17 protein-coding genes are annotated in these 23,221 nt (G+C 57.8%); 12 read left to right on the top strand and 5 right to left on the bottom strand.

The genetic code is table 11. From position 1 onward, the window contains the following. The first annotated feature begins 1 nt into the window (after window position 1). The 7 genes from AARI_RS16105 to AARI_RS16075 all read left to right on the top strand — a co-directional run bounded on the left by AARI_RS16105 (window position 2) and on the right by AARI_RS16075 (window position 13,103). Window positions 2-1,513, top strand: coding sequence for an SCO6880 family protein (locus tag AARI_RS16105; RefSeq protein ID WP_013350311.1), 1,512 nt, complete (start codon window positions 2-4; stop codon window positions 1,511-1,513). Continuing rightward, window positions 1,513-3,126, top strand: a complete 1,614-nt coding sequence (locus AARI_RS16100) for a hypothetical protein (RefSeq protein ID WP_013350310.1) — start codon at window positions 1,513-1,515, stop codon at window positions 3,124-3,126. The genes AARI_RS16105 and AARI_RS16100 overlap by 1 nt, the downstream gene beginning before the upstream one ends. After that, window positions 3,126-4,847 (top strand): type IV secretory system conjugative DNA transfer family protein, encoded by a 1,722-nt coding sequence (locus AARI_RS16095; RefSeq protein ID WP_013350309.1) that lies wholly within the window; start codon window positions 3,126-3,128, stop codon window positions 4,845-4,847. Before AARI_RS16100 ends, AARI_RS16095 begins: the two co-directional genes overlap by 1 nt. A gap of 215 nt (window positions 4,848-5,062) precedes the next feature. Continuing rightward, on the top strand, window positions 5,063-5,464 hold the full coding sequence (locus AARI_RS16090; RefSeq protein ID WP_157867179.1) for a hypothetical protein: 402 nt from the start codon (window positions 5,063-5,065) through the stop codon (window positions 5,462-5,464). 113 nt (window positions 5,465-5,577) lie between these two features. Then, window positions 5,578-12,141 carry a DNRLRE domain-containing protein gene (locus tag AARI_RS16085; protein WP_041649111.1) on the top strand — a complete coding sequence of 2,188 codons (6,564 nt, stop codon included), beginning with the start codon at window positions 5,578-5,580 and terminating at the stop codon, window positions 12,139-12,141. A gap of 57 nt (window positions 12,142-12,198) precedes the next feature. Further along, complete coding sequence (locus AARI_RS19790) at window positions 12,199-12,600, top strand: hypothetical protein (RefSeq protein WP_157867178.1); 402 nt, start codon at window positions 12,199-12,201, stop codon at window positions 12,598-12,600. 74 nt (window positions 12,601-12,674) lie between these two features. After that, window positions 12,675-13,103: a hypothetical protein gene (locus tag AARI_RS16075; protein WP_013350308.1), complete on the top strand. Its 429-nt coding sequence runs from the start codon at window positions 12,675-12,677 to the stop codon at window positions 13,101-13,103. A 478-nt stretch (window positions 13,104-13,581) separates the two neighbouring features. Here AARI_RS16075 and AARI_RS18790 read toward each other — a convergent pair whose 3' ends face one another. From AARI_RS18790 to mobC, 4 genes are read right to left on the bottom strand one after another with little or no spacing between them, the layout of a single operon-like run. Next, window positions 13,582-14,028: a DUF4913 domain-containing protein gene (locus AARI_RS18790; RefSeq protein WP_013350306.1), complete on the bottom strand. Its 447-nt coding sequence runs from the start codon at window positions 14,026-14,028 to the stop codon at window positions 13,582-13,584. Beyond that, window positions 14,025-14,876, bottom strand: a complete 852-nt coding sequence (locus AARI_RS16065; RefSeq protein ID WP_013350305.1) for a hypothetical protein — start codon at window positions 14,874-14,876, stop codon at window positions 14,025-14,027. The genes AARI_RS18790 and AARI_RS16065 overlap by 4 nt, the downstream gene beginning before the upstream one ends. A 26-nt stretch (window positions 14,877-14,902) precedes the next feature. Continuing rightward, the gene (locus AARI_RS18785; RefSeq protein ID WP_013350304.1) at window positions 14,903-16,405 is read right to left on the bottom strand and encodes a relaxase/mobilization nuclease domain-containing protein; all 1,503 of its coding nucleotides are present in this window, start codon (window positions 16,403-16,405) and stop codon (window positions 14,903-14,905) included. After that, window positions 16,402-16,794 carry a plasmid mobilization relaxosome protein MobC gene (mobC, locus tag AARI_RS16055; RefSeq protein ID WP_013350303.1) on the bottom strand — a complete coding sequence of 131 codons (393 nt, stop codon included), beginning with the start codon at window positions 16,792-16,794 and terminating at the stop codon, window positions 16,402-16,404. Before mobC ends, AARI_RS18785 begins: the two co-directional genes overlap by 4 nt. Window positions 16,795-16,907: 113 nt before the next feature. On the opposite strand from mobC, the gene AARI_RS16050 reads away from it, so the two are divergent. Next, a complete protein-coding gene (locus AARI_RS16050) occupies window positions 16,908-17,321 on the top strand; it encodes a hypothetical protein (protein ID WP_013350302.1) in 414 nt (137 codons plus the stop codon). A gap of 197 nt (window positions 17,322-17,518) precedes the next feature. On the opposite strand, the gene AARI_RS16045 is transcribed toward AARI_RS16050, so the two are convergent. Then, window positions 17,519-18,160 carry a zeta toxin family protein gene (locus AARI_RS16045; protein WP_013350301.1) on the bottom strand — a complete coding sequence of 214 codons (642 nt, stop codon included), beginning with the start codon at window positions 18,158-18,160 and terminating at the stop codon, window positions 17,519-17,521. 438 nt (window positions 18,161-18,598) lie between these two features. Between AARI_RS16045 and nrdI the strand changes: the two genes are divergently transcribed. The 4 genes from nrdI to AARI_RS16025 are packed head-to-tail and all read left to right on the top strand — an operon-like array spanning window position 18,599 to window position 22,931. Continuing rightward, on the top strand, window positions 18,599-19,087 hold the full coding sequence (gene nrdI / locus AARI_RS16040; RefSeq protein WP_013350300.1) for a class Ib ribonucleoside-diphosphate reductase assembly flavoprotein NrdI: 489 nt from the start codon (window positions 18,599-18,601) through the stop codon (window positions 19,085-19,087). After that, entirely contained in the window at window positions 19,084-21,249 is a 2,166-nt protein-coding gene (nrdE, locus tag AARI_RS16035; RefSeq protein ID WP_013350299.1) for a class 1b ribonucleoside-diphosphate reductase subunit alpha, read from the top strand. The genes nrdI and nrdE overlap by 4 nt, the downstream gene beginning before the upstream one ends. A 33-nt stretch (window positions 21,250-21,282) precedes the next feature. Continuing rightward, window positions 21,283-22,308, top strand: coding sequence for a class 1b ribonucleoside-diphosphate reductase subunit beta (gene nrdF / locus AARI_RS16030; protein WP_013350298.1), 1,026 nt, complete (start codon window positions 21,283-21,285; stop codon window positions 22,306-22,308). A 47-nt stretch (window positions 22,309-22,355) separates the two neighbouring features. After that, entirely contained in the window at window positions 22,356-22,931 is a 576-nt protein-coding gene (locus tag AARI_RS16025; protein WP_013350297.1) for an NADPH-dependent FMN reductase, read from the top strand. Window positions 22,932-23,221 lie beyond the last annotated feature (290 nt).

Genomic DNA, 23,221 nt, shown 5'->3' with positions numbered 1-23,221 from the left:
CATGGCCATCACAGATACGCGAATCGAACCGAACACCTTCGGCAACCTGACCGTGCCGCGCCGCTCAGGCTTGCTGGGCCTGTCCATGGGCCAAAGCCTCATGCTGGTGCCCATCGTCCTCATCGTCATCGTCACCGCAGCGCGCGGCTGGATCATGGCCGCCGTCATCATCGCCCTGGCCACCATCCTCGGGGCCGTGCTGCTTCTGGTCACCAAGAAACAAGGCCGTTCAATCTATGGGAGACTCATGCTTCGTCTAGCGCAGCGGCAGAAGGTCGCATCCAAAAAGCACGTTTATCTTTCCGGCCCCACCGGGTTCACCCCCGATGGGCAGGTACGCTTGCCCGGTCTGATGGCCAAGTCCCAGCTGACTGAATCCATGGACTCCTACGGTAACCCTTTCGGGCTGATCCGCCTCTCCTCCCGTGGCCACCACAACTACTCCGTGGTGCTCGAATGCTTCCCCAACGGGGATAATCTCATTGACCAGGCCGACGTGGATAACCAGGTGGCGCACTGGGCGAACTGGCTGACCCAACGCGGCCTGGACGAGGGAATCCGCGGCGCTTCGGTCACCATCGAATCCTCCCAGGACTCGGGCCTGCGGTTGCAAAAGCTGTTGGCTGATAATCACCGCGAGGACGCGCCCGAGTTCGCCCAGCGTGTCGTTGAACGTATCGCGCAGACTGATCACTCCGCCGCTCCTGAAGTCGTAGCCCGCATTACCCTGACCTTTGACGGCCGCCGCCTCGATGGGAAGGCCGGGGATCGGGGCATGGAAGAGATGGCTGAGGAAATCGGCAACAAGCTCCCCGGCATCATTTCCGGGCTGGCGAACACCGGGGCCGGAGCAGTACGGCCGAACACGGCCCAGGAAATCATCGACTTCACCCGCGTGGCTTATGACCCGACCACCGCTGTCGCCGTGGAGGAAGCACAAGCCGCTGGCGGCACCGGCCTGGCGTGGGAGGATGCTGGCCCATCGTTCGCATTGGACGCGTTCGACCATTACCGGCACGACCGGGCCGTGTCGAAGTCGTGGACGATGTATGAAGGCCCGCGCGGCGCGTTCATGTCCAACTCGTTGGCTCGCCTCACTGCACCGAGCGAGGGGGCGCTGCGCAAGCGGGTGACCTTGCTGTATCGTCCGATCCCGGCTGATCAGACCTCCACCGTGGTGGAGAACGAGCAGAAGGATGCGATGTTCTCCGGCTCGCAGCAGCGCGTTTCCGTGCGTGCCCGCCAGCGTTTGGCGGCAGCACAGAAAACAGCCCAGGAAGAAGCCTTGGGTTCCGGGTTGACCCGCTTCGGGCTAATCATCACCATCAGCGTGAAAGATGAAGCCGAGCTGAAGAAGTTCGACCGCACCGTTCCCGGCTTGGTGTCCCACGCCAAGCTGCGGGTACGCGAAGCGTTGGCGAACCAGGCAGTGACCTTCCAGGCGGGCTTGCCTTTGGGCATGGTGGTACCTGATCACATGATGATCCCCGACGAGATTAAGACGTGGTTCTAATGACTCCGCTAATCCAGAAGAAGCGCCAGCAGCCTAACCCTGAGGATCTGGCCCAGTCCCACAGCCTCACGCTATCCAAGCGCGACGTGGCCCGTTTGGAACGCTCTGCGAAGAAGGCAGCACCCAAACCAGCCAAAGAACCAGGCTTGCTTTCCCGACTGCTGGCTGAGGGCGCCCAATCGCGCTATGTTCCAGGCGATGCAGGGTGGAACCGCCGTGGCGGCGGGCCGGTGAACTACATCGAAAACCCGGTCGAGATTCAAGGTTCAGCGGTGCAGGTGTGCGGGTTCTGGCCCTTCGTCAACGGCGCCGGATTACCGACCATTGGCGCACCTCTGGGCCGCCATCTGCTGCGCAACACGCTAGTGACCGGCGATCCTATTTCCTGGTTCCTTAACGGCATCATTTCCAACCCTTCCGCCTTCATCCTCGGCCAGCCAGGACTAGGCAAGACCTCGCTGGTGCACCGCCTGCTGGCCGTGCTCTCAGCCTGGGGCGTGGTGCCAATGATCTTGGCCGACTCACGCCCTGATTATGTGCCGCATATCCGCGCCCTGGGTGGGCAGGTCATCACCTTCTCCCCCGGCCAAGGACACCTCAATCCGTTAGATCTAGGCCCACTGGTCGCCAGCCTGAACGAGATTGACAATGAGAAGGCACGGGACATTGCGATCCAGGAGATGATCAGCCGCCGCCGATCACTGATGGAAGGCATCGCCTCGATGATGCTGGGCCGGCCGCTGAAACCGCACGAGTCCACCTGCCTGTCGGTGGCGATCAACGAACTCGACCCAGAGTTGCGGGATGCGCCGTTGATCGGGGATCTGGTGGACTTCATCCGCTCCCGGCCAGAAGTGCTGCGCCAAAACGTCCTGGCCTACGATGATGACCACGAATACGACCAGCGCCTCCAAGCCCTGCTGGATGCGTTGATCAACCTCGGCCCCTCCGGTGCCTATGGGGACATGTTCGCCAAGCCCTCGGATGCTCACATCACCCCCGGTGTGCCGGTGGTATTCGACATTTCCGGCGTGAACGAAAACGATAGTGTTCTGGTCGCTGCCGTGCAGTCCTTGTGCTGGAACCTCGGATCAGCCACCGTCTCGGCCGAACAGCATTTGGCCGCTGCGGGCAAGCGGCAGCGCCGCACCTACTTCCTGGTCATGGACGAGCTGTGGCGCATCCTGCGCGCCAGCGATGACATGGTGCACTTCATTGACACCATCACTCGCCTGAATCGTGGGCGCGGCATTGGCCAGGTCATGATCACCCACACCATGAACGACCTCAGGCTATCCAAGGAACACCTGACGGCCACCGCCTGGGGGTTCGTGGAACGCTCCGCCCTGGTGTTCCTGGGCGGGTTGGCTCCTTCGGAGATGGGCAACCTGGAAGAAGTGTTCGCCCTGTCCTCCAAGGAAAAAGCGTTGATGACCGACTGGACCGGTGAAGCCGTGGTTGATCCGAAAACTAATAAGGCTTCCCGCCGGCCTGGTGCAGGGCACTTCATCATGAAGGTTGGCAAGAATCCCGGTACTCCATTCGTCACGCAACTCACTGATCTGGAATTCGAGATTTCGGATACCAACCGGGCTTGGGAGATGGTCAAATAATGTTTTCCTCAGATCCGCGCTCTGGGCGCAAGAATCAGCCGGCCAATGATGAACTGCTGTGGATCATCGGCGGCGGCATCCTCACCTTAGTCATCATGGGTGTGCTGTTGTGGACTCTCGGGGCGATCCTCGACCCGAACGTGCCTCAGTCCTCGAATAATCCAGTGCAGATCCTCATGGATCAATCACGCGGCTACCTGCCCGTGGGCGGGCTGCAAATCGCTGTGTTCGCCCTGGGCCTGTTGCTCCTGCTGGCGGTCATCGTGATGCTCGTGGTGGTGTGGCGGCGCAGCCGGGGCACCAGCTCCCGCATTGATCATCTGGCCAAGGAGATGGGCCACGCCAAGGACTTCAAGGCCTTGGAAGAGCCAGCGGCCCGGGCGGATGCTGAACGCCTCGGCGCGACCAAGGCCGGCATTGGGGTGCCTCTGGCCAAGCTGGTCAACAACCGCAAGTCCTTGTTTGCTTCCTATGAGTGGGTGCAGATCTGGTTGATGGGGCCACGCGCCGGCAAAACCTCCTGCGTGTGCGTCCCGCAGATCCTGGAAACCGGCGGGCCAGTGCTGGCCACCTCGAATAAGCGCGACATCGTAGACATGACCCGTGGCCCCCGCGCCCGCGTAGGCACTGTGTGGGTGCACGACGTGCAGGGCATCATCGGAGAAGAACCCTCCTGGTGGTGGAATCCGCTCTCCTTCGTCACTGATATGGAAACTGCTGAAAAGCTCGCGGACGTGTTCCTGGCCTCGGCCACCGACGCAGGGGCTAAACAGGACGCGTATTTCGAATCTGACGGTAAACGCCTGCTCTCGCACTTGTTCTTTGCCGCCGCCGCGGGTCGGCGCCCGATCACTGACGTGTTCGCGTGGGCGCAAGATCCCGAGGATTTCACGGCCCGCGACCTGCTCAAAGACCACGGCCACCGGCCTCTGGCGAACTCCCTGGAGCAGATCCAGAAGCTCACCCCGAAGCAGCGTGACGGGGTCTATGGCACGATGCGCCCATGGGTGAACGTCCTGTCCTACGACAAGGTGATTCCCTGGATTCGCCATAATGGGGCCAATCGCCCCGAATTGGATCATCGCAAGCTGGCTACCGGAACCGACACTCTGTATCTCATCTCCAAGGAAGGCGGCGGATCAGCTCGTGCGATCACCGCAGCGCTAGTCATGGCCGTCATGACCGAAGCGGAAAAGACCGCAGCCAGCCAGCCAGGGGGCCGGTTGAAAACCCCGCTCACAGCAGTGTTGGATGAAGCGGCGAACGTGGTGCGTTGGCGCGAACTGCCCGACGTGTATTCACACTATGGTTCACGCGGTATCGTCGTTTCGACGTTCTTCCAGTCCTACAGCCAAGGCGTAGAAGCCTACGGAGAGAAAGGCATGAACAAACTCTGGGGCGCCGCCAACATCCGCGTTGCCGGCTCAGGACTCTCGGACGATAAATTCTTGCCGTTCCTGACCCAAGTAATCGGTGAACGGGACGTGCTCAAACGCTCCTCCAGCACCAGTGCTCGCAGCGGCCGCTCGGTATCCAGTTCGATGCAGCGCGAAAAGATCCTGGACGTGGCCGACCTTGCGGCATTGCCACGGGGCCGCGCCATCCTCACCAGCTCCGGCCTACCGGCAGGACTGATCGAGCTACAGCACTACTCGACCAAGCCTTATGGAGACGATGTGCGAGACTCGCAAAGATATTACGAGGGGCTGCTGAAGAACTAACGAATCGCAGAAGTTGATTCCCGTTCATTCGATGCTGCAATGAATTTCGCAGATCAATCGATTGACTAGATTTGATGCTCCCCCAAGTTGACCCCAGCCTTCAACCTCTCGTTTCGTAAGATCATTGGGTAAATAACGTTTAGGCAACTTTTTTCCCAAAGCGTTCTTTTTGGTAATTCGCGCGCACTGGATATAGCAGAATCTATGTGCTGGCTATGTGTCAGCTTTATTTCTTATCGAAAATAGAGGTCGAAGTGCACCTTCTGAGAAGGGATATCTCTGCGCGCCTGTGGACAGATTTCACAGTAGGGAAGAGGAAAATCCTATCTGCTATCGCGATTGCCAGCACCAGTGCGTTGCTGGCCTCAGGTTTAGTCGCCCCATCGGCGTTCGCCGACGAAGAACCGCAAGACACGGCACAAACCGTGGAGGACGTCACCGAACGTCCTGACGGGGTGTCCGCCCAAATTACCGCGAAAGCCACCGGCCACCGCGTCGAAGATTTGTCCCTCCGCACGGCCACCGAACAGGTGTTCGCCAACCCGGATGGGACCTGGACGTCCGAAACGACCTCAGCAGCCCGCTTCAAAGAAGAAAAGGCAGGTTCATTCCTCTAGGCGCCGACGGAGAACTGACTGACACCGCTTCCACGGTCGTAGGTGACGGCACCGAGCTCACCATCGCTGACGGCAAGGACGCGCTCGGCGATGGCCCCACCCAAGATTCGGTCGTGCTCGCTGAGCTCGACGCCACCGGCGAGCACCAGAACGCCAAGCTCACGCTGGGCTGGGAAGGCGAGCTTCCTCAGCCTGAGATTGCTGAGAACCAGGCCAAGTATTCTGACCAGGTCGAAGTACCAGTGACGGATGAATCCATTGGGGATGTCTCACCGCAAACTTCAACGGTGACTCCACTCCCGTCGGAGGAATCTGAATCATCTGAGGCCCCTTCCCAAGAGTCTGAAGTTGCCGAAGGTACAGCTAAGCCATCGCAGTCGCCTACCGGTAACAGTGATGCAACATCCACTGTTGCCCCGAGCGAAGCATCGGCAGAGTCATCAAGCACGAATCCGGAACCAGAAACATCGGCAGAGCCAGTCGAGTCATCCTCTTCGGAAGCTCCGCAGGAACAGTCAGCTGAAGCTGATGTCGTCGTGCAGCCATTGAAGTCAGGATTTTCCCACCGCACAGTGGTCGATAAGGCACCCGAGGGAGATGTCTCATTACGTTTCCCGGTCCAACTTTCTAAAGGCCTGACCCTGAAGAAAGATAAGGACACCGGGGATCTGCGTGCCGTGAATGGCTCGGGCGAGACCATATTCTTCGCCCCGGCGCCGACGATGTGGGATGCCAAGATCGATGAGGCTTCCGGCCTTCCATCTGCTGAACGTTTCGTCGACACCGAACTCACCGAAGAAGACGGCGTCCCAGTACTCACGCTAACCGTCGATAAAGAGTGGCTGCAGGATCCAGAGCGCCAGTATCCGGTGACGATTGACCCGACCTGGACATCCGGTGTCTCTGATACGTGGGTTCAGGCAGACGTCCCCGGATCCAAGGCCGGCGATCCTGAACTTCGCGTTGGCACGTTCAATGGTGGTTCGTTGAAGTCCCGCTCATTCCTGCAGTTCGCCTCCACCGCCTTGAACGGCAAGAAGATCACCAAGGCCGAGCTGCGGATGCACAACTACCACTCTTATTCGTGCACTTCGTCGCCGATTAAAGTGCAGCGTGTGACGACCTCGTGGATTTCGTCTGATGTTCGTTGGACCGCACAGCCCAGCGTGACAACCAGCGGCGAGGGTTCAAACAACATTTCCAAAGGCTACTCCTCCAGCTGTGCTGCCGGGTACGTCTACTACCCGATCACGCCGATCGCCCAGTACTGGGCAGATAACCCCACCAAGAATTTTGGTGTTCGACTGATTGCCGCCGATGAGACGAACAACAACACTTGGAAGCGGTACCGCTCAGCGAACTACATCACCGGGTCCAATGATCCGGTTGAGCCGCAATTCATCGTGACCTACAACTCCTACCCAGGAACCCCTTCGGGTGTTTCGTTCAACTCCGGCGAGTCAGTCAAGGACGCTGCTGGCAAACTGTGGGTAAAGTCCAAAACCCCGACGTTCCGTTCGACAGTGACGGACCCTGATGGCGGTAACGTCAAGGCAGAGTTCGACATGTCCGGCACCAGCACCCTGGCCAAGAAGGCAGGGACGACTGTCGCTTCAAAGCAGGTCTCCACGTATAAGGCCTCCTTGGCTGAGAACGGCACTTACACGGTCAAGGCCTGGGCCAATGACGGTTCGCTGCGTTCCAAGGCTGCCGGTTCGTCAACTACTTTCACTGTTGACTCGGTAGCGCCGTCGGCTCCTTCGATCTCCTCCTCAGGAGGGATTACGAACAACGGCTGGAAGTCCACAAAGCCCACCTCGAATACTTTCACATTCTCTTCCAGCGCTGACACCGACAAATTCTCTTACCAGTTGAACAATGATCCTTGGAAGACCGTCACGGCCACCTCTGGCAAGGCGACCTTGTCATGGAATCCTACGGGCGCGAATATCCTGAGGGTGAAGGCGAACGACAAAGCGACCAATACTTCGGGCACTACCACGTGGACCTTCGGCAACGGCGTTGCTTCGCTGACTTCTCCTGCCGGTGGTTCCACTACTTCGGACTCGTTCAAGGTCACTGGCCAAGGTCCGAGCTCATCGACCGGCGTGGTGACTCCGAAGGTGTATTGGCGTGAAGCAAACAGCGTCAGCGCTGATACGACGACCTATGGTTCGAATAGCGGATGGTATGAAGCTGCCACGTTGCCTGCTATCGCTGTTGGGCAGCCGGTCAAAGTCAATACCATGGTCAACGTCGCAGCCGCTCCGGCCGGAAAATTGAAAGAACTCGGTAAAGACCGCCTGGCGACCTTGGTTGAGCTGCAGGTCTGCTTCGACTATGCAGGAGCTCCAGCCGCTTCGAAGTTGCAGTGCACCACGAACAAATCCAAGAAACCAGTCCAGGTCACCAAGCTGCCGCACGCTTTCGGGGATAACTACCCTGTTGCCGAGGCCGGCGACGGACAGGTCGCGCTGACCACCGGTGAACTGAACCTTTCGGAAACCGACGTCGAAGTCGACGCCGGCAACACTGGTCTGTCCGTGAACCGCTCCTACTCGTCCTACTCGGGGATCGGCGCGAACTCCCGCATCTTCGGCAAAGGCTGGCGCGTGAATATCGAAGGCCCCGACGAGGGTCTTTCAGGGCTGATGGTCGCTGAATCCACTGCCCTGGATGGCACCGTCACCTTGATCAATGATGATGAAACCGCGGCGGTCTTCCGCCAGCCAGGCAACGGCCGTGTCTCCTTGAAAACGGGCACTTATGTCGCGGCGAATGACGACGCGAGTGCTTCGGGATGGAAACTCGCATTATCCGGCACTGGTACCTCCGCGCGGATCAAGATCACGGAGGAAGACGGCACAGTGACCACCTTCAAGCGTGGTGCGATCCTGGAGGGCAACTCCAAGATCTACGAGTGGATCACCGAAACCGTCACCGGCGGCAACGGCACGGGCACAGCCAAGTTCGTCTCGAACACCGCTGGACAGACCACGATGGTTGTTGCTGGCACCGAGACCAACCTGACATGCGACACGACCACCCCCGTCAAGGGCTGCCGGCGCATCAACCTGGCCTATGACACTTCAGGCAAGATCACGAAAGTCACCTACACAGCCTGGGATCCAGCCGCCAGCGCGATGAAGACTGTGAACATTGCCGAGTACGCGTATGACGGAACGACTGCTGATGCACGACTGACCAGCGTGAAGGATTCGCGCACAGGGGATGTCACTTCCTACACCTATGCTGCTGACTCGGCCGCTGGCGTGCCGCTGATTGCTTCCACCGAGGAAAAGACCAGTGGGGGCGCACGTGTTGATGCCCCGACCTACTATTCCTACGGGCTCGGGAACACCGGCTCCGGGCGTGCTGATTGGCTGGAAAAGGTCGAGCGCGGCAACCCCACCGACGGGAACTCCCGGGTGCAGACAGCACGCTTTGTCTATGGGGTCAACCCCGTCGGGGATGGAAACAACCTGCCGGACCTGCGTGAAGAACGAGTCAAGCTCTGGGAGCAAGAAGGTTCCAAGCGTCCCGTTACCGGTTACGCAGTGTTCGGAGCGGGGAAGAACATCGCATCGTCCAAGGCCGGATCCGTTGCAGCCAGCGACTTCAAATATGCGGATCTGCAGTATGTGGATTCGCAGAACCGAGTCGTGAACACCTCCTCGTACGCTGCCGGAGCCTGGCAGAGCACCGCCAGCGTCTTCAACGAGGACGGCAATGTCGAACGGGCCTACGATGAGCGGGCCCTGCGTATGATCCAGGCCTCGGCCGCAACCCCTGAGAATGTTGTCGGCGGCATCGTCAATGGACATATGGACCAGGCATCCTTGTCTTTCTACTGGTCGGCTTTGTCGGCCTATGTGGATGAGAACGGTGACGGGATCTCGAACGCCACCGACCCGGTGATCAAGGCAGATGAGATCGCGAAGAATGAGGCTACCGCAGAATTCTTACGTGGGTATGTCACTGACTCATATTCTCCGGTGACCACCGATGAGAACGATGAGCCAGCTCGCGTCCACACCAAGACGACCTACACGCCGTTGAGCGATGTTGATGCTGGCGGCATGCCGCGGATGCTTGCCACGAAGGAAGTCACTACCAAAGCGAATTCCGGCGACGTCGACATGTCTGCCACGAATGAGCCGATCATCACCCAGGTGGAGAACGGGTATGACGCCTATACGGTCGATAAGAACGGAAAGGCGATTACTGATAAGAACAACTTGCGTTCAGGCTGGGTGATCGGAACCCCCACCAAGGTCACTCAGGTCCTGTCTCCCACGACAAACAACATCGTGGTCGAAACCAGGTATGACGACCAGGGCCGCGTCATCGAGACCCGCCAGCCGAAGTCGGCAGGAGCAGACGCCGGCACCACTCAGAGCATCTACTACACAGCCGGCACCAACGCCGTTGATGCTGTTTGTGGCAGCAAACCTGAATTTGCGGGATACCTCTGCAAGAACACCCCAAAGGGTGCTGGCTCGGTGTCGAAGCATCAGACCGGGTTCAACATCTATGGCCAGCCGGCGACGTTCACCGAGGCCTCGACCGGGACCGATGGTGCCAAGCGCACGACAACCCAGACCTACCGTGCTGACGGGCAGGAGCTGAAAACCACGGTCACCACCAGTGGCATCACCACTGTCGCGGTTCAACCGGTCGAGAAGCTCTACGACGCCACCGGCGTACAGAACGGCGTACGGGCACTAGCCTCAGGCACGTTGCCGCAGTCAGAGGTGAAATGGACCCAGGATCTGTGGGGACGTACCACTTCCTACACGAACTCGCTGGGGGAAACGACCACGACCGAGTACGACGGATTTGGCAACGTGTCCAAGACCGTCTCGCCGGTGTCCACCTCGACCTACAAGTACGGGGCGCTCTCGTCAGACGGCACCGCGGAGTACCAGGGCGTGGTCACGAGCATGACCGTGTCCAAGCATGGTGGGACGGGAACCGGCACCTACAAGGCGTCCTACGATGGCGACGGCAACATCCTGACCCAGAGCATCCCGGGCGGCTTCACCCAGAAGATGGACTACGACGAATCCGGCAAGCAGGTCCGCCTGGCCTATGACGGCCCGCTGAAAGCCGAAGACGGGACCACGTCGAACGGGACCTGGATCGCGTGGGAACAGAACCGGGATACCACCGGCCGGATTGTCGGTGAGACGACTCCTGAGGGTGATGTCCTTGCTGGCACCTCCACCGCCGGTGACCGGGGTGCAGCTTATGACCGGTCGTTCACCTATGACCGGGCCGGACGCCTGACCGAAGTCAAGGATGTCACCGCGCAGCCGGGCGAAACCGTCAATACTGACCCTGCTGAAGGTGCCGTCACTCCGACAACGGTGCGGAAGTATGCGTTCGATAAGAACGGCAACCGTACTTCGCTGACCACCACGGTCAACGGAGCCCAGACTGCTTCGCGGACCTGGGCCTATGATGCGGCTGACCGCGTCGGTGTAGGCGCCGGGTATGTGTATGACGGGTTGGGACGGCAGACCACGCTTCCAGCCGCGGATGCGCCAGCAGCTGCTGGTGGTGTGAAGGCTGGTGCTGGGGCGATCACGGTGAAGTACTTCGCTGATGATGCTGCTGCAGCCATTACCCGCAACGGCACCACCTCCACCTTCGCCCGGGATCCGCAAGGCCGCCGACTATCGGTAACTTCTACGGGGACGAACGCTGCCGGGACCGAAACGAAGCACTACGCCGATGATTCGGATAACCCTGCATGGACGAGCCGTGTTCAAGGAACCCAAACGATCACGACTCGGTATGAGTCCACGATCGGTGGAGACCTGGCACTAACCATCACCGAGAATAACGTTGAACTGGCGTTGAGCAACCCCCACGGAGACGTGGTGGCCACTGTTCCGGTCACTGGCACCGGTGCGGGGCAAGGTATCACCGGGTGGGCACAGTATGACGAGTATGGGAACCAGCTGTCCGAACCAGTGAATACTGGTGCGACGACTTATGGCTGGCATGGCGCTGATCAGCGAGCTGTTGATACCAGCGGACTGATCCTGATGGGCGCACGTCTTTACAACTCTCATGCTGGGATATTTACCGGACGTGACCCAGTAGAAGGCGGCAACACAACAAGCTATAAATATCCGGATGACCCAGTTAATAGCAGCGACACCGATGGTGAAGCATGTCGAACGCAATGGTATGGATTTGCCATCAGAATTAGCTGCGGAGGCGGCTATGGCAGCGGGTACGGATCAAGTTCGAACAACTATATGAATAGTTGGAACCGCGCCACAAGTAGATGGCATAACACATGGAGTAGGAACGTAACACGCGCCGCAGCTAGAGCTTCCGTGCATGCGGTCAGGGTGGGCGGCGTCGCGCGTCCTGGGAAGTCGAAGAGGTATAACAAGAAAAAATACTACGGCTATACCATGTCCTACCACAGGGGATCGAAGAGCAAGGTCTACAAATATGGGATTAGCCGAGTTGGCGCCAAACGTCCGATATCGCAGATCTCTAGATGCCAGCGCAGGATGGGTACGCGATGCAGTTATAAGATCAATCGCCGGTTCCAAAGTTACCAGCATGCACGAGTCTGGGAGACTGGGCGGATCGTTGGATACAAGAAGCGAGCAGGAAGTTGTCCACCAGGGCACAGAGGTAGATACTGCAAGTAACAGAGTAAGCCGGTAACGAGTTGGCTTATCCGCATCCACGAGTTCAATTGGGGGAACATGGGTTTTTCAGTATTCCGTAAAAAGAGCGATAGCGGCTTACGAGGGCCGAGTATTGAAGCGCTCAAAAAGGGACATCGAATTTTCTACGGAGAGTATCTTGAAGGTCCAGCTAAAGGAACAACTGTTCTCATAAAAGTTGTTTCTTCTCGGAGGGTCACTAAGAAGCTCGTCGAGGGCAATACTGGGAGTTCCATGTTCCCTGCTGGGATCGAAGTATTAGTGACGCTTCGTTCAGCGGGCCCGGGGTCATACACCCTTTTTCCGGAGATTAGTGAGAGCTGGGATTTCTTCTCCTTGGCCCCAGGGGAAGAGGAAGAGTGGCTTTCAGTTCAACCCATTAGCTGGTTCACGCATATTGACTCTAAAGCTAAGGCTAAAGGCTTTGACAGAGTTTATTGATCGCGCGATCCAAGCGAGGCAATGATTCGAAACTTAACAGAGGATTCACTCTTGACTTTTAGGAACAGCCATAAATGCATGACGATAATTTGACACCGCCCCATGATGAATATGTGAATCACTTCACCTCGGAGTTCTATGAAGATCTAACCAACGAGTTCGCGCCGTTTGGTTCGGACGAAGGCTTTGACGTAATTTCTTTGGCAGAAGACCATCGAGACGAGGTCTCTGAAGAAACAACCGTTCAGGAGCTTTTGGAGATAGTAGACGCACCACTTAGCGACGAGTGGAGCCAGACTCTAAAAGGCCAGGAGGCTTTGGATGATGCACTGTTCATTTCGTCAGCCGCGTTCGCATTGATTCGCATTACTGGAAGGATAGACTCGCACGGCCATAAAAAAGCGCTTGAATCATTGAAGGTTTTAATTGATAGCTTCGGAGATGAAAGCGAACTGGTGCAGCAGAAAATTGATCTGGAATCTTGGACTAATTCCACTGCCTGACCACAATCAGGGTTGAGCGCTAAGAGGATCTCTAACTATAAGTTGATTCTAAATTGCATTCGTTCTACCAAACCATTTGCCGAGTTTTGGGTAGTTCGATAGAAAAGCTGCAAAATAAACCAGGGTGGAGAGAAGATCTTTCCACCCTGGTTTGTGTTACGCCCTGAATCCGTACAGACCGTGGACGACGAGCTTCTATGAATTTCGGCCGATATCGTTCCTGGCAATTGCTAAATAGTATTTGCTTGCGTTGATGGCTAGTTCCACCGCCTGGTACCAATCACTCACGTAGGCCGCTAAGTCAGCAATAACCGCAAGAATCAAAAGAGTGTTCACACCACTCATGTGTGCGGCGCAACGCTTCTGCCTCTCCGGTGGGCCAAGAAACATGGGTTACGCACCCTACCATGTGCGCAAGAGGTGGCATTAAAAGCAAGAAGCTGGCCAGCGAAATTCGCTGGCCAGCTTCTTGCTGCTGCTATACAGATGAACGGAAATACCCGCTCGGTGCGTCCCAGATAGGGAGCATCTCGGGCAGTTCTGGGTGCATCACCTTGTCATAAGCATGGAACGGGCCATCCTGCGCGGTGAGTCTGTCCATCAGCGGATAGAAGTAGTCCCGATAGAACACCAAGACCTGCTGAGGGCCATCCCACCGCATCTGCTCCCACGTCTCCCACAGCGCAGTGATCACCGAATACGCTTCCGGGTACTCATACCAATTCGGTGCCCACGCATGGCCTGAGGGGCCATGCCTGCGCAAGTAGCGCGGTAGCGCATACCCATGCAGCCACTGTTCCGCATCCTCATAGAGGAAGGGGCGTTCTTCTGGTTCTTGCTCGGTCACTGGTTGTTGGGACGCTGGCTCGTTGGCCTCGCCAGCGTCCAGATCCAGCTCATCATCGTTTGGGGGAATGCCGATCATCGCGTTCGCTCCTGTCCCTGTGTGCGTGCCGGGGCCGCTCCGGCCATGACTCGCTTGCGGTTCTTCATGGCTGTCTGGGGGTTAGCGGTGGTTGGAGCCAACGGGAAATCAGCGTCTTTGCCGCCCTTATCTTTCCACACCGTCAGCAGCCGTTGCGCAGCGGGGCTGTTCTGCTTCGGCTCTGCATCAGCAGAACCAGGTTTTGCCCCATCGGCATGCTTAGGAGCTGCGGGAGCCGCAGAATTTTCAGTTGGCTCACCCTGTTCTTTGCCACCAAGCACCGGCTCTTGCTCGGCGCGCCGCTCCGCCGCGTCAGCGTGAGCCTCATCAGCCAGTTCTTCACCTGCTGCGCGCTCAGCCACTGCTTGGTGAGCTTCTTCGTTCTCCTGCGCCTGCTCGGCTGCTACCGGGTTGCCTTCGGCGTGCTCCCGCTGGCCGGCCAGGTAGTCATCCAGCGCATCCCGCAAGGCCCGGTGGCGGTCAGTCGCCGCCGTGGGATGATCCCGGTTAATGTCCTCCACGTTGATCCCGAACTGATTGCGGATACGGTCAGCACCAGCCATGAACGCCTGGGAAGCTGATTCATGGCGTCCAGCAAGTTCGCTGGCCACGATCATCCTGTCGGCAATCGCCTCGCTGCCAGCGCTCTTCCAGAACTGCGCTGAAGATAAATCTCGGTGAACCATCTGAGCCACGTTGCGTTCACGCTCTACTTCCGCATTGGCCTCGGACAGCCGCATTTGTGCTCGGCGCTGGGCGTTCTCGGCCATTTGCATTCCCGAACCCATCACGGCTCGGACAATGCTGCCGAAGTCCTGCATCATCTCTGATTCTTCCTGGCTTTCCACGGTGCTTCCTCTCGTTAGGTTGGGGCCTATCGTTCGTAACCCTGGTCAGTACCCGATCCAGGACGCGCCCCGGCGTTCCAATCCCGGTACGGAACATGCGGTGCCTTCGACGCACCCACTTTCTGCGCTTCCTGTGCCTGGATACGTTTCATTTCCGCGTTCACAATGTTCTCGGCATCGTTGATCAAGCGATCGACACCCGAAGCAAAACGAGGCCGATCAGCAGCCATATGATTCTGCATCATGACTCGGCCTAAGCGACCAGCTTGCTTCGCCAAAGCAACCCAGCCATAACCTTTGCCAGCTTTGAATCGCTGGTTCAGCCTTGCCGCGTAGCGCACATTGCCTCCACCCTGGGCAGCACGGGCGTAAGACTCTGAAAGCTGCTGGAACGTCGCTGGCCTGCCGCGCTCGAACTGCAACGACAAACGCGCGTAAATGTTCGCCAGCGTATCCGGGCCAGTCTTATGGCTCATCATCCGATCCAACTGCTGAGCACTGACCGGATGCGCTACTGCCTTGCGATCCCCGCGGGACTGGCTCGATGAATGCAAGGACACCAAATAGGCATCCCCGGCCACGCGATCCTTGTTCCCGAACCTGGCGTGAATATCATTCCAGGCAAGAGTGGAATCCAGCTTTGACGGCGCGTACCAAATCACTTTGTCATCACTGCCGCGTTCGCCCAAAGACACCCGATAGCCGCGCACTTCACTGTTCGATCCGGCCTTGAAACTCGGGGCAACACGCACGCCCAAGTCCTGTGCATGGCGCACATACTCTTCGGCACTATTCGCCGTGGACAAGGCTGCACGCAGACGGCGACGCAGCTCGAACTTATCCGACAAAGCATTATTCCCACGCTCGGCCCTCGCACGCTCTGCTGGCTTCTCTCCCGCCAGACCCTTGCCGTGTTCCTGGGACTCCAATCGAGGCAATCCATACTCTGTTTCCAGCTCGCGGCACGCGACCTGGGCGCGGTGGAAATCATTGTGCGTGCTCGCCTTGGTTCCGTCCTCGCGAACCATCGACACCACTACGTGAATATGGTCGTTGCCATTCTTCGATGCGCCGTGATGCACCGCAACCCAGCGCGAGGATTTCGCGCCGTCCGGATCAATGAAACCCATCTTTTCCACGAAGGACTTCGCGATCTTTTCCCATTGCTCATCGGGCACTGAGCCGTACCCGGATTCAACAGCCAAGGAGCAATGCCACACGTGCGCATCCTTCGACCCGGTGCGGATCTTCTTGCCGTTTTCATCCTTCAAGAACTCGCCGGATTCTTCGTCTTTCGCATACAGCGGCTTGGTCACTTCCGTACCGTGCACCTTGCGCGGCGCATCCAGCATCTCGGCAATCTCAAAAGCATCGTACTTCGACAATTCAGCGCCAGGAGCATAAGCGAAAGTCACGCGATCATCTCCTGCAATGAGCCGCTGGTTCTCGTGCTCGTTGGAACGACCAGGGCCAACCAGGTAGTTCATCAAACCGGCCATGCGACCACCGCGAGTAACGTTGGGGATCATGCTGGATCACCCGCAATCTTCAACGACTCCAAGACCTCGTCAATACGTTTCACGGTTGCCCGCAGATGCTCCAACGAATCGTGCAGCTCGCCCTTGATTTCACCGGTCGCATTCGCGGCCCTGGCGATCTGGTTGATGTTGTTCCCCGCCGCAGCAAGACCACGCTGCAACAAGAACAACGAGGTAATCAGCTCGTGGCGCTCGGCAGCAGTCTCACCACGAGACTGCGACAAGGTGGATTCCACCAAAAGGCGAGCCACCGACACGCCAGCCTCATCGGCCATGACCTGCAACGCCAAGTTCTGGTCAACGGTGAGCTTCACCTCGCGGCGCACCGAACGGCCACCGGCAGCGTTCGACTGACGCTTCCGAGAATCGAAGCGAGTCATGCGAACCAACCTTCCAGCCCAGTGCAACACCAATTGACCTAACAGGTCAATTGTCTCATCCACAGAATCGAAGATCAAGGATGCGAGCCACTTAGCCGTGCTAAGTGTATAGCTTGCTCCGCCTCCGTGGCGGGGCCCTGCACCTCACCAGGGTGCAGGGTGCGTTGGCTTCGCAACGTGACCGCGCTACGCTGGAAGCAGCAGACCATCGCCGGATCGGCCCGGTCGATCCGGCACAAACCTACCGGAAGGTACCAACCATGAGTGACGCAGCAACCCGCATTCTCGAACAGCTCCAAGCGCAAAACGACCTGCGCATGCAAGCCGCCAACGATATTGCCCAAGCAGTTGCCGCACGCGTGGAAGCCGAACAGCAACTAGACCAAGCCAAGGCCGCCGAAAAGCAAGCTTTCACGGCCGCACTGAAAAAGGGTTGGACGCAAACCGAACTGAATAAAATCGGCGCCCCATCCCGCCGCCGGCCTCGCAAAAAAACCAGCGAAACGACCCCAGCAGCCGAAAGTTAAACGAACACACAGCAAAGGGGCGGCACTCACCTCACGGTGAGTGCCGGCCCTCTTCTTTATTCCTGGTCACGCGGGTGGCCTCCTGCCCACCTGTACACAGCAAAAGCCCACCCGCTGCGCTGCTTTTCCTGCACCCACGTGGACAGCAGGAACCAAGCGACCGCCCGCCCACAAGCCACAAGCTGCGGTACCTGAGTTCACCTACGGCACATATCGGGGGACGGGGAGGGCGTGCCGTTAGTCTCCGATCCCGGTTCCCGATCTGCGCCAGGACGGTTCATTTGTCGGAGAGTTTTCGGCACCTCATGCGCCGTGGGAAATATCTGCCGTGCAGCCGCCGCGCAACGTGCTATGAGCTTTCCGTCATGTTTCACTTGGTCAATTTCCGGCGTTGCAGAACAGCGCCGGTATTGCCTGAAACTCACTACTCCCTCGCCGCGCTCTGACAGCCTCTTCTCGGATTTTTCCGTCGCCAATTTACCATCCGGTGTGATCAGATTGTTCGCAAAATCCGACGGCACCGGACGACCTCCAAGCTGGCTTTCACCACGCTCAAAGGCTGCACAGCCCTCTAGCCAGCGACCATAGATCCCAGCCTTGGATTCCTCGAACGTCGCTTGCACACTCACCACGTCATAGGTGTAGCCGCGCTTATCCAAACTCGCCGCCACCTCGCGCGCAGACGCTTGAGATATCAACACCGCGTCAATGACGTAGTTCGTCCCGTCCTTGCGCAGATCCCATTGCAGCTTCGCGCTCAACATGGACGATTCTTCATGCACTAACGCAGCAAACTCCATCGGTGCGAACGTGTGGCCCTGGGCCTCAAGTTCTTTCACCAATGGAGTTTCAACCGATTCAGATTCTCGCTTTCCAACTCGTGAGCGATGATCTTCTCTTTGAACACGTCCGGATCACCATGAATACAACCAAGACCATCGCTCAGATGCTCCTCGTAACGTTCAGCATGACCCGTTAATGCGGAAATACAGACGCCATGCTTGCTCTAATGACGACCCTAAACTCTCCCAACTAATCGTTCTCCAACACTGACCGTTCCTCATCATTGAGTGCACATCAAGGCAGTGAGCGATCCAGAAGTGGACACGAAACCTCAGTTATTTCCATAGCTTGAGGGATCGAAGTTGTTAGTTCGCCCCATCGAAGTTATGGTTGTTGACACAACATGTTGTGCTCTCAGCCTCGGCTAGGCACTACATCTAGTTCGATAGCTTTTATCAATCCGACATCAACTGAGTGAAGGAGGAGATACTAAGGTGACCTCCCAAAGAAATAAATTCTTAGACCGCGAGGTACGAGAATTCAAAGATTCTGATTCTCCGAATCTCGTGTACTTTTCGAGCGTGTCGGAGAACACCAGCCGCTTCGTCGACCGGCTGCAGTTGCATGCGGTGCGCATCCCGCTGCGGCCCCGTCAGGAGGGGCTGCTTCGGGTAAATAGGCCGTTCGTGCTGATCGTGCCGACCTATGGCGGCGGAGAGCGCACAGGTGCAGTTCCGAAGCAGGTGGGCATGTTCCTGAACGACCCTGCCAACCGGGCACTGATCCGCGGGGTCATCACCGCTGGCAACACCAACTTCGGCGAGCACTACTGCCTCGCCGGCCCCATCATCTCGACCAAGTGCCAAGTGCCCGAGCTGTACCGCTTCGAATTGCTCGGCACTGACCGCGATGTCGAACGCGTCAGAGAAGGACTGCCCCGCTTCTGGGCGCAGCAGCACACAGAGGAAAGGAAGACGGCATGACCACTACCATCGACTCCCCGCAGGCTCTCACGCAACCGGAGGGCATAGGGGCGCGAAAGGACTACCACGCACTGAACGCGCAGCTGAACCTGTTCGGCCCCGATGGATCGATCCAGTTCAGCAAGGACCGCGAGGCCGCATGCGCATACTTCCGCCAGCACGTCATCCCGAACACCAAGATGTTCGGCTCGGTATGGGGGCGGCTGGAATGGCTGATCGACAACAATTACTACGAGGAAGCGTTCCTGCGCGCCTACGACCCCGCTTTCGTGACCTCGCTCCACGAACGCGTACAGATGGCCGGGCACCGCTTTGCCACCTTCCTCGGTGCCTTCAAATTCTTCACTTCCTACGCCCTGCGCACTTTCGACGGGACCACGTACTTGGAGAACTTCGGAGAACGCGTTGCCGCTACCGCGCTATTCCTCGGGCAAGGCAACGAAACCCTCACGACCAGCCTGGCAGACGAGATGATCTCGGGACGTTTCCAGCCAGCAACCCCGACGTTCTTGAACGCCGGAAAAGCACAACGCGGCGAGCTGGTCTCCTGCTTCCTGCTGCGGCTGGAGGACAACCTGGAGTCCATCGGCCGGGGCGTGAACTCGGCGTTGCAGCTGTCCAAGCGCGGCGGCGGCGTCGCCCTGCTGCTGACGAACCTGCGCGAGACCGGCGCGCCGATCAAACAGATCCAGAACCAGGCGTCCGGGGTCGTGCCGGTCATGAAGATCCTGGAAGATTCTTTCTCCTACGCCAACCAGCTCGGCGCCCGCCAAGGCGCCGGCGCGGTCTACCTTCACGCACACCACCCGGATATCCTCCGGTTCCTCGACACGAAGCGCGAGAATGCGGATGAGAAGGTTCGGATCAAAACGCTCTCCCTGGGCGTCGTGATCCCCGACGTCACCTTCAAACTCGCGAAGGAGAACCGGGACATGCACCTATTCAGTCCCTACGACGTCGCGCGCGAGTACGGCAAGCCCTTATCTGACCTGTCGGTAAACGACCATTACGACGAACTGGTTGCGAACCCACGGATCCGCAAGACCACGATCAGCGCCCGCGAGTTCTTCAAGACCCTCGCCGAACTGCAGTTCGAGTCCGGCTACCCCTACGTCCTCTTCGAGGACACCGTCAACCGCGCCAACCCGCTCGCGGGGCATGTCAACATGTCGAATCTATGCAGCGAAATCCTCCAGGTTAACACGCCCTCGACCCTAGACACCGCCGGCGGCTACACGAAGATCGGGAATGACATCTCATGCAATCTCGGCTCGCTGAACATCGCCGCTGCGATGGACTCTCCCGACTTCGGCGCCACCATCGAAACCGCCGTGCGCGCGCTGACGAGCGTCTCGGACCAGACAGACATCGACGCAGTGCCGTCGATCGCAGCGGGGAACAACGCATCGCACGCGATTGGACTCGGCCAAATGAACCTTCACGGGTTCCTCGCCTCGCAGCGCATTCGTTATGGCAGCGAGGAAGGCATCGACTTCACTGACATCTATTTCCTCACCGTCACCTACCACGCTCTACGCGTCTCAAACCAGATCGCCATCGAACGTGGCACGACGTTCGCCGGGTTCGGGACCTCGGCCTACGCCGATGGTTCCTACTTCGACAAGTACATCGAACGAGACTGGCTGCCTGCCACCGAGCGAGTCGCTGCACTGTTCAGCCAAGTAGGAATCGCGATCCCGACCCGTGAGGACTGGCAGGCGCTACGCAAGTCAGTCATGGCGCACGGCATTTACAACGCCTATTTACAGGCGATCCCACCGACCGGATCGATCTCGTATGTCAACAATGCGACCGCATCAATCCATCCAATAGCGGCAAAGATCGAAATCCGAAAAGAAGGCAAACTAGGCCGCCTCTACTACCCAGCCCCACACATGACCGACGCCAACATCGAATTTTTCGAGGACGCGTACGAGATCGGCTACGAAAAGATCATCGACACCTACGCCGCCGCCACCCGCCACGTCGACCAAGGCCTCTCACTCACGTTATTCTTCCGCGACAGCGCCACCACCCGGGACATCAACAAAGCGCAGATCTACGCCTGGCGTGCCGGAATCAAAACCCTCTACTACATCCGCCTGCGTCAACCCGCCCTCGAAGGCACCGAAATCGAAAACTGCGTCTCATGCGCACTTTAACGTTGAAACTCTGATCTCCCAGAAGGAACCACAATGAATTCTCACGACACCCTTTACTCGAATACCGAGATCGCTGTGACCCCACCAGGCTACCGGCATAACCCAGCCGCCCGCATACGCCCTATCAACTGGAACCGTGTCGTCGACGATAAAGACCTTGAAGTCTGGAACCGCCTCACCGCCAACTTTTGGCTCCCTGAAAAAGTTCCACTTTCCAACGATCTTCCTGCATGGGAAAAACTCACCCAGGAAGAACGAACACTAACCATGCGCGTATTCACAGGGCTCACCATGCTCGACACAGTCCAGGCCACCGTCGGAGAAATCTGCCAGATCCAAGATTCACAGACAGAACACGAAGAAGCCGTCTATACCAACATCGCCTTCATGCAAGCAGTGCACGCCCGTTCCTACTCCTCCGTTTTTTCGACTCTGACCTCGACGCCTGAGATTGACAGCGCTTACCGATGGGCCATTGCCAACGACATGCTCCAGGAACGGTGTAAAAAGGTACTTACCCACTATTACGGGGATGACCCGCTTAAGCGCAAAGTCTCCTCAACGCTGCTCTCCTCGTTGCTCCTGTATGCAGGGTTCTATCTGCCGTTGCACTTCTCCGTCCACGCGACACTCACAAACACCGCGGACATGATCCGGCTGATCTTGCGCGACAAGGCTGTGCACGGCTACTACTCCGGATACAAGTACCAGCGAGGCCTCGAAACCCAGTCCCCTGCCACGCAGGAAAACATGCGCGAATTTACCTATGCACTCCTCGAAGAACTCTATGAACTCGAATTGCAGTACTCCGGTGAGCTTTACGAACCGCTCGGGCTCATGGACGACGTAGCCGTCTTCGTCCGCTACAACGCAAACAAAGCGCTCATGAATCTTGGCTATCCAGCCCGCTTCACACCGGAAGAGACAAACGTCAACCCCGAGATCCTCGCTGCCCTCGCACCAGGAGCGGATGAAAATCATGACTTCTTTTCCGGGTCCGGCTCTTCCTACATCATCGGCAAAGCCGAAGACACCAGCGACGACGACTGGGATTTCTAACCCAATCCTCATTCCCACATACTCGATCCTAGAAAGAGCATTGTCCCTTGAATAAGAACGTCTCCGTCCTCGTCGGCAGTCTGCGTCGAGGATCCTACGCACGAAAAATCGCCCACAATCTTATCGACTATTTCCCTGAAGGCTACAACGCACGCATCGTCGAGATCCGGGATCTCCCTCTTTACGATTTCGACTACGATGACCCCCAGGTCAGCGACAAACCGACCCCGCCTGAATACGCGCTGTTCCGCAAGATCATCAAATCCTCCGACGGGATATTTTTTGTCACGCCCGAGAACAACCGCACCATCCCCTCCTGCCTGAAAAATGCCATAGACATCGGTTCCAAACCCAACAGCGATGTCGCTTGGGAAAACCTTCCCGCGGGAATCGTCAGTCACTCCGTTGGGCGTATGGGCGGGTACAGCTCGCAGAAGAACCTTAGGCTGGCCCTTTCATATTTCAACATGCCCACTCCCGGCCAACCAGAAGTCTTTCTTTCCCAGTCACCCACGCTTCTCGATGCAGACGGCCATGTGACCCAGGAATCCACAGTGGAATTTCTTCAAAACTATGTCTCTCGCCTTGTTCAGCTCATCGAACAAAACACTGATTCCCGCTGACCCTCTTACCAAGCTACAAGGGGAACCTACAATATCAACGCTCGTGCGATGCCGAACATGGGGGCGGTCCAAACAAGCCTAACCAGCAAGTTGAGCCGAAACATGGGGAAAATGGCTTAGAGCAGCGCGCTGAAGCTAATCCCTTTGAACTGAGCGAATGAAGTTTAGAAACCTCTTTTCAGCCCAGTTCCCTTTTCTCATTATTGAAGGTTGATAACTTCACGACTATTGCGATCTGCTTGTTATCCTGAATCCATACAAACTTCAGACCCGCGACGGGACCCCGCACG

Origin of the sequence: Glutamicibacter arilaitensis Re117 (genome assembly GCF_000197735.1) — a bacterium.
In the GTDB taxonomy this organism is placed as follows: Bacteria; Actinomycetota; Actinomycetes; order Actinomycetales; family Micrococcaceae; genus Glutamicibacter; species Glutamicibacter arilaitensis.
The sequence above is the reverse complement of the archived record's forward strand: the minus strand, read 5'-3'. Positions and strand labels throughout refer to the sequence as shown.

Coding starts and splice junctions, on each gene's coding strand:
- AARI_RS16105 (WP_013350311.1), top strand. CDS start 2: ATGGCCATCACAGATACGCGAATCGAACCGAACACCTTCGGCAACCTG.
- AARI_RS16100 (WP_013350310.1), top strand. CDS start 1,513: ATGACTCCGCTAATCCAGAAGAAGCGCCAGCAGCCTAACCCTGAGGAT.
- AARI_RS16095 (WP_013350309.1), top strand. CDS start 3,126: ATGTTTTCCTCAGATCCGCGCTCTGGGCGCAAGAATCAGCCGGCCAAT.
- AARI_RS16090 (WP_157867179.1), top strand. CDS start 5,063: ATGTGTCAGCTTTATTTCTTATCGAAAATAGAGGTCGAAGTGCACCTT.
- AARI_RS19790 (WP_157867178.1), top strand. CDS start 12,199: ATGGGTTTTTCAGTATTCCGTAAAAAGAGCGATAGCGGCTTACGAGGG.
- AARI_RS16075 (WP_013350308.1), top strand. CDS start 12,675: ATGCATGACGATAATTTGACACCGCCCCATGATGAATATGTGAATCAC.
- AARI_RS18790 (WP_013350306.1), bottom strand. CDS start 14,028: ATGATCGGCATTCCCCCAAACGATGATGAGCTGGATCTGGACGCTGGC.
- AARI_RS18785 (WP_013350304.1), bottom strand. CDS start 16,405: ATGATCCCCAACGTTACTCGCGGTGGTCGCATGGCCGGTTTGATGAAC.
- mobC (WP_013350303.1), bottom strand. CDS start 16,794: ATGACTCGCTTCGATTCTCGGAAGCGTCAGTCGAACGCTGCCGGTGGC.
- nrdE (WP_013350299.1), top strand. CDS start 19,084: ATGACCACTACCATCGACTCCCCGCAGGCTCTCACGCAACCGGAGGGC.
- nrdF (WP_013350298.1), top strand. CDS start 21,283: ATGAATTCTCACGACACCCTTTACTCGAATACCGAGATCGCTGTGACC.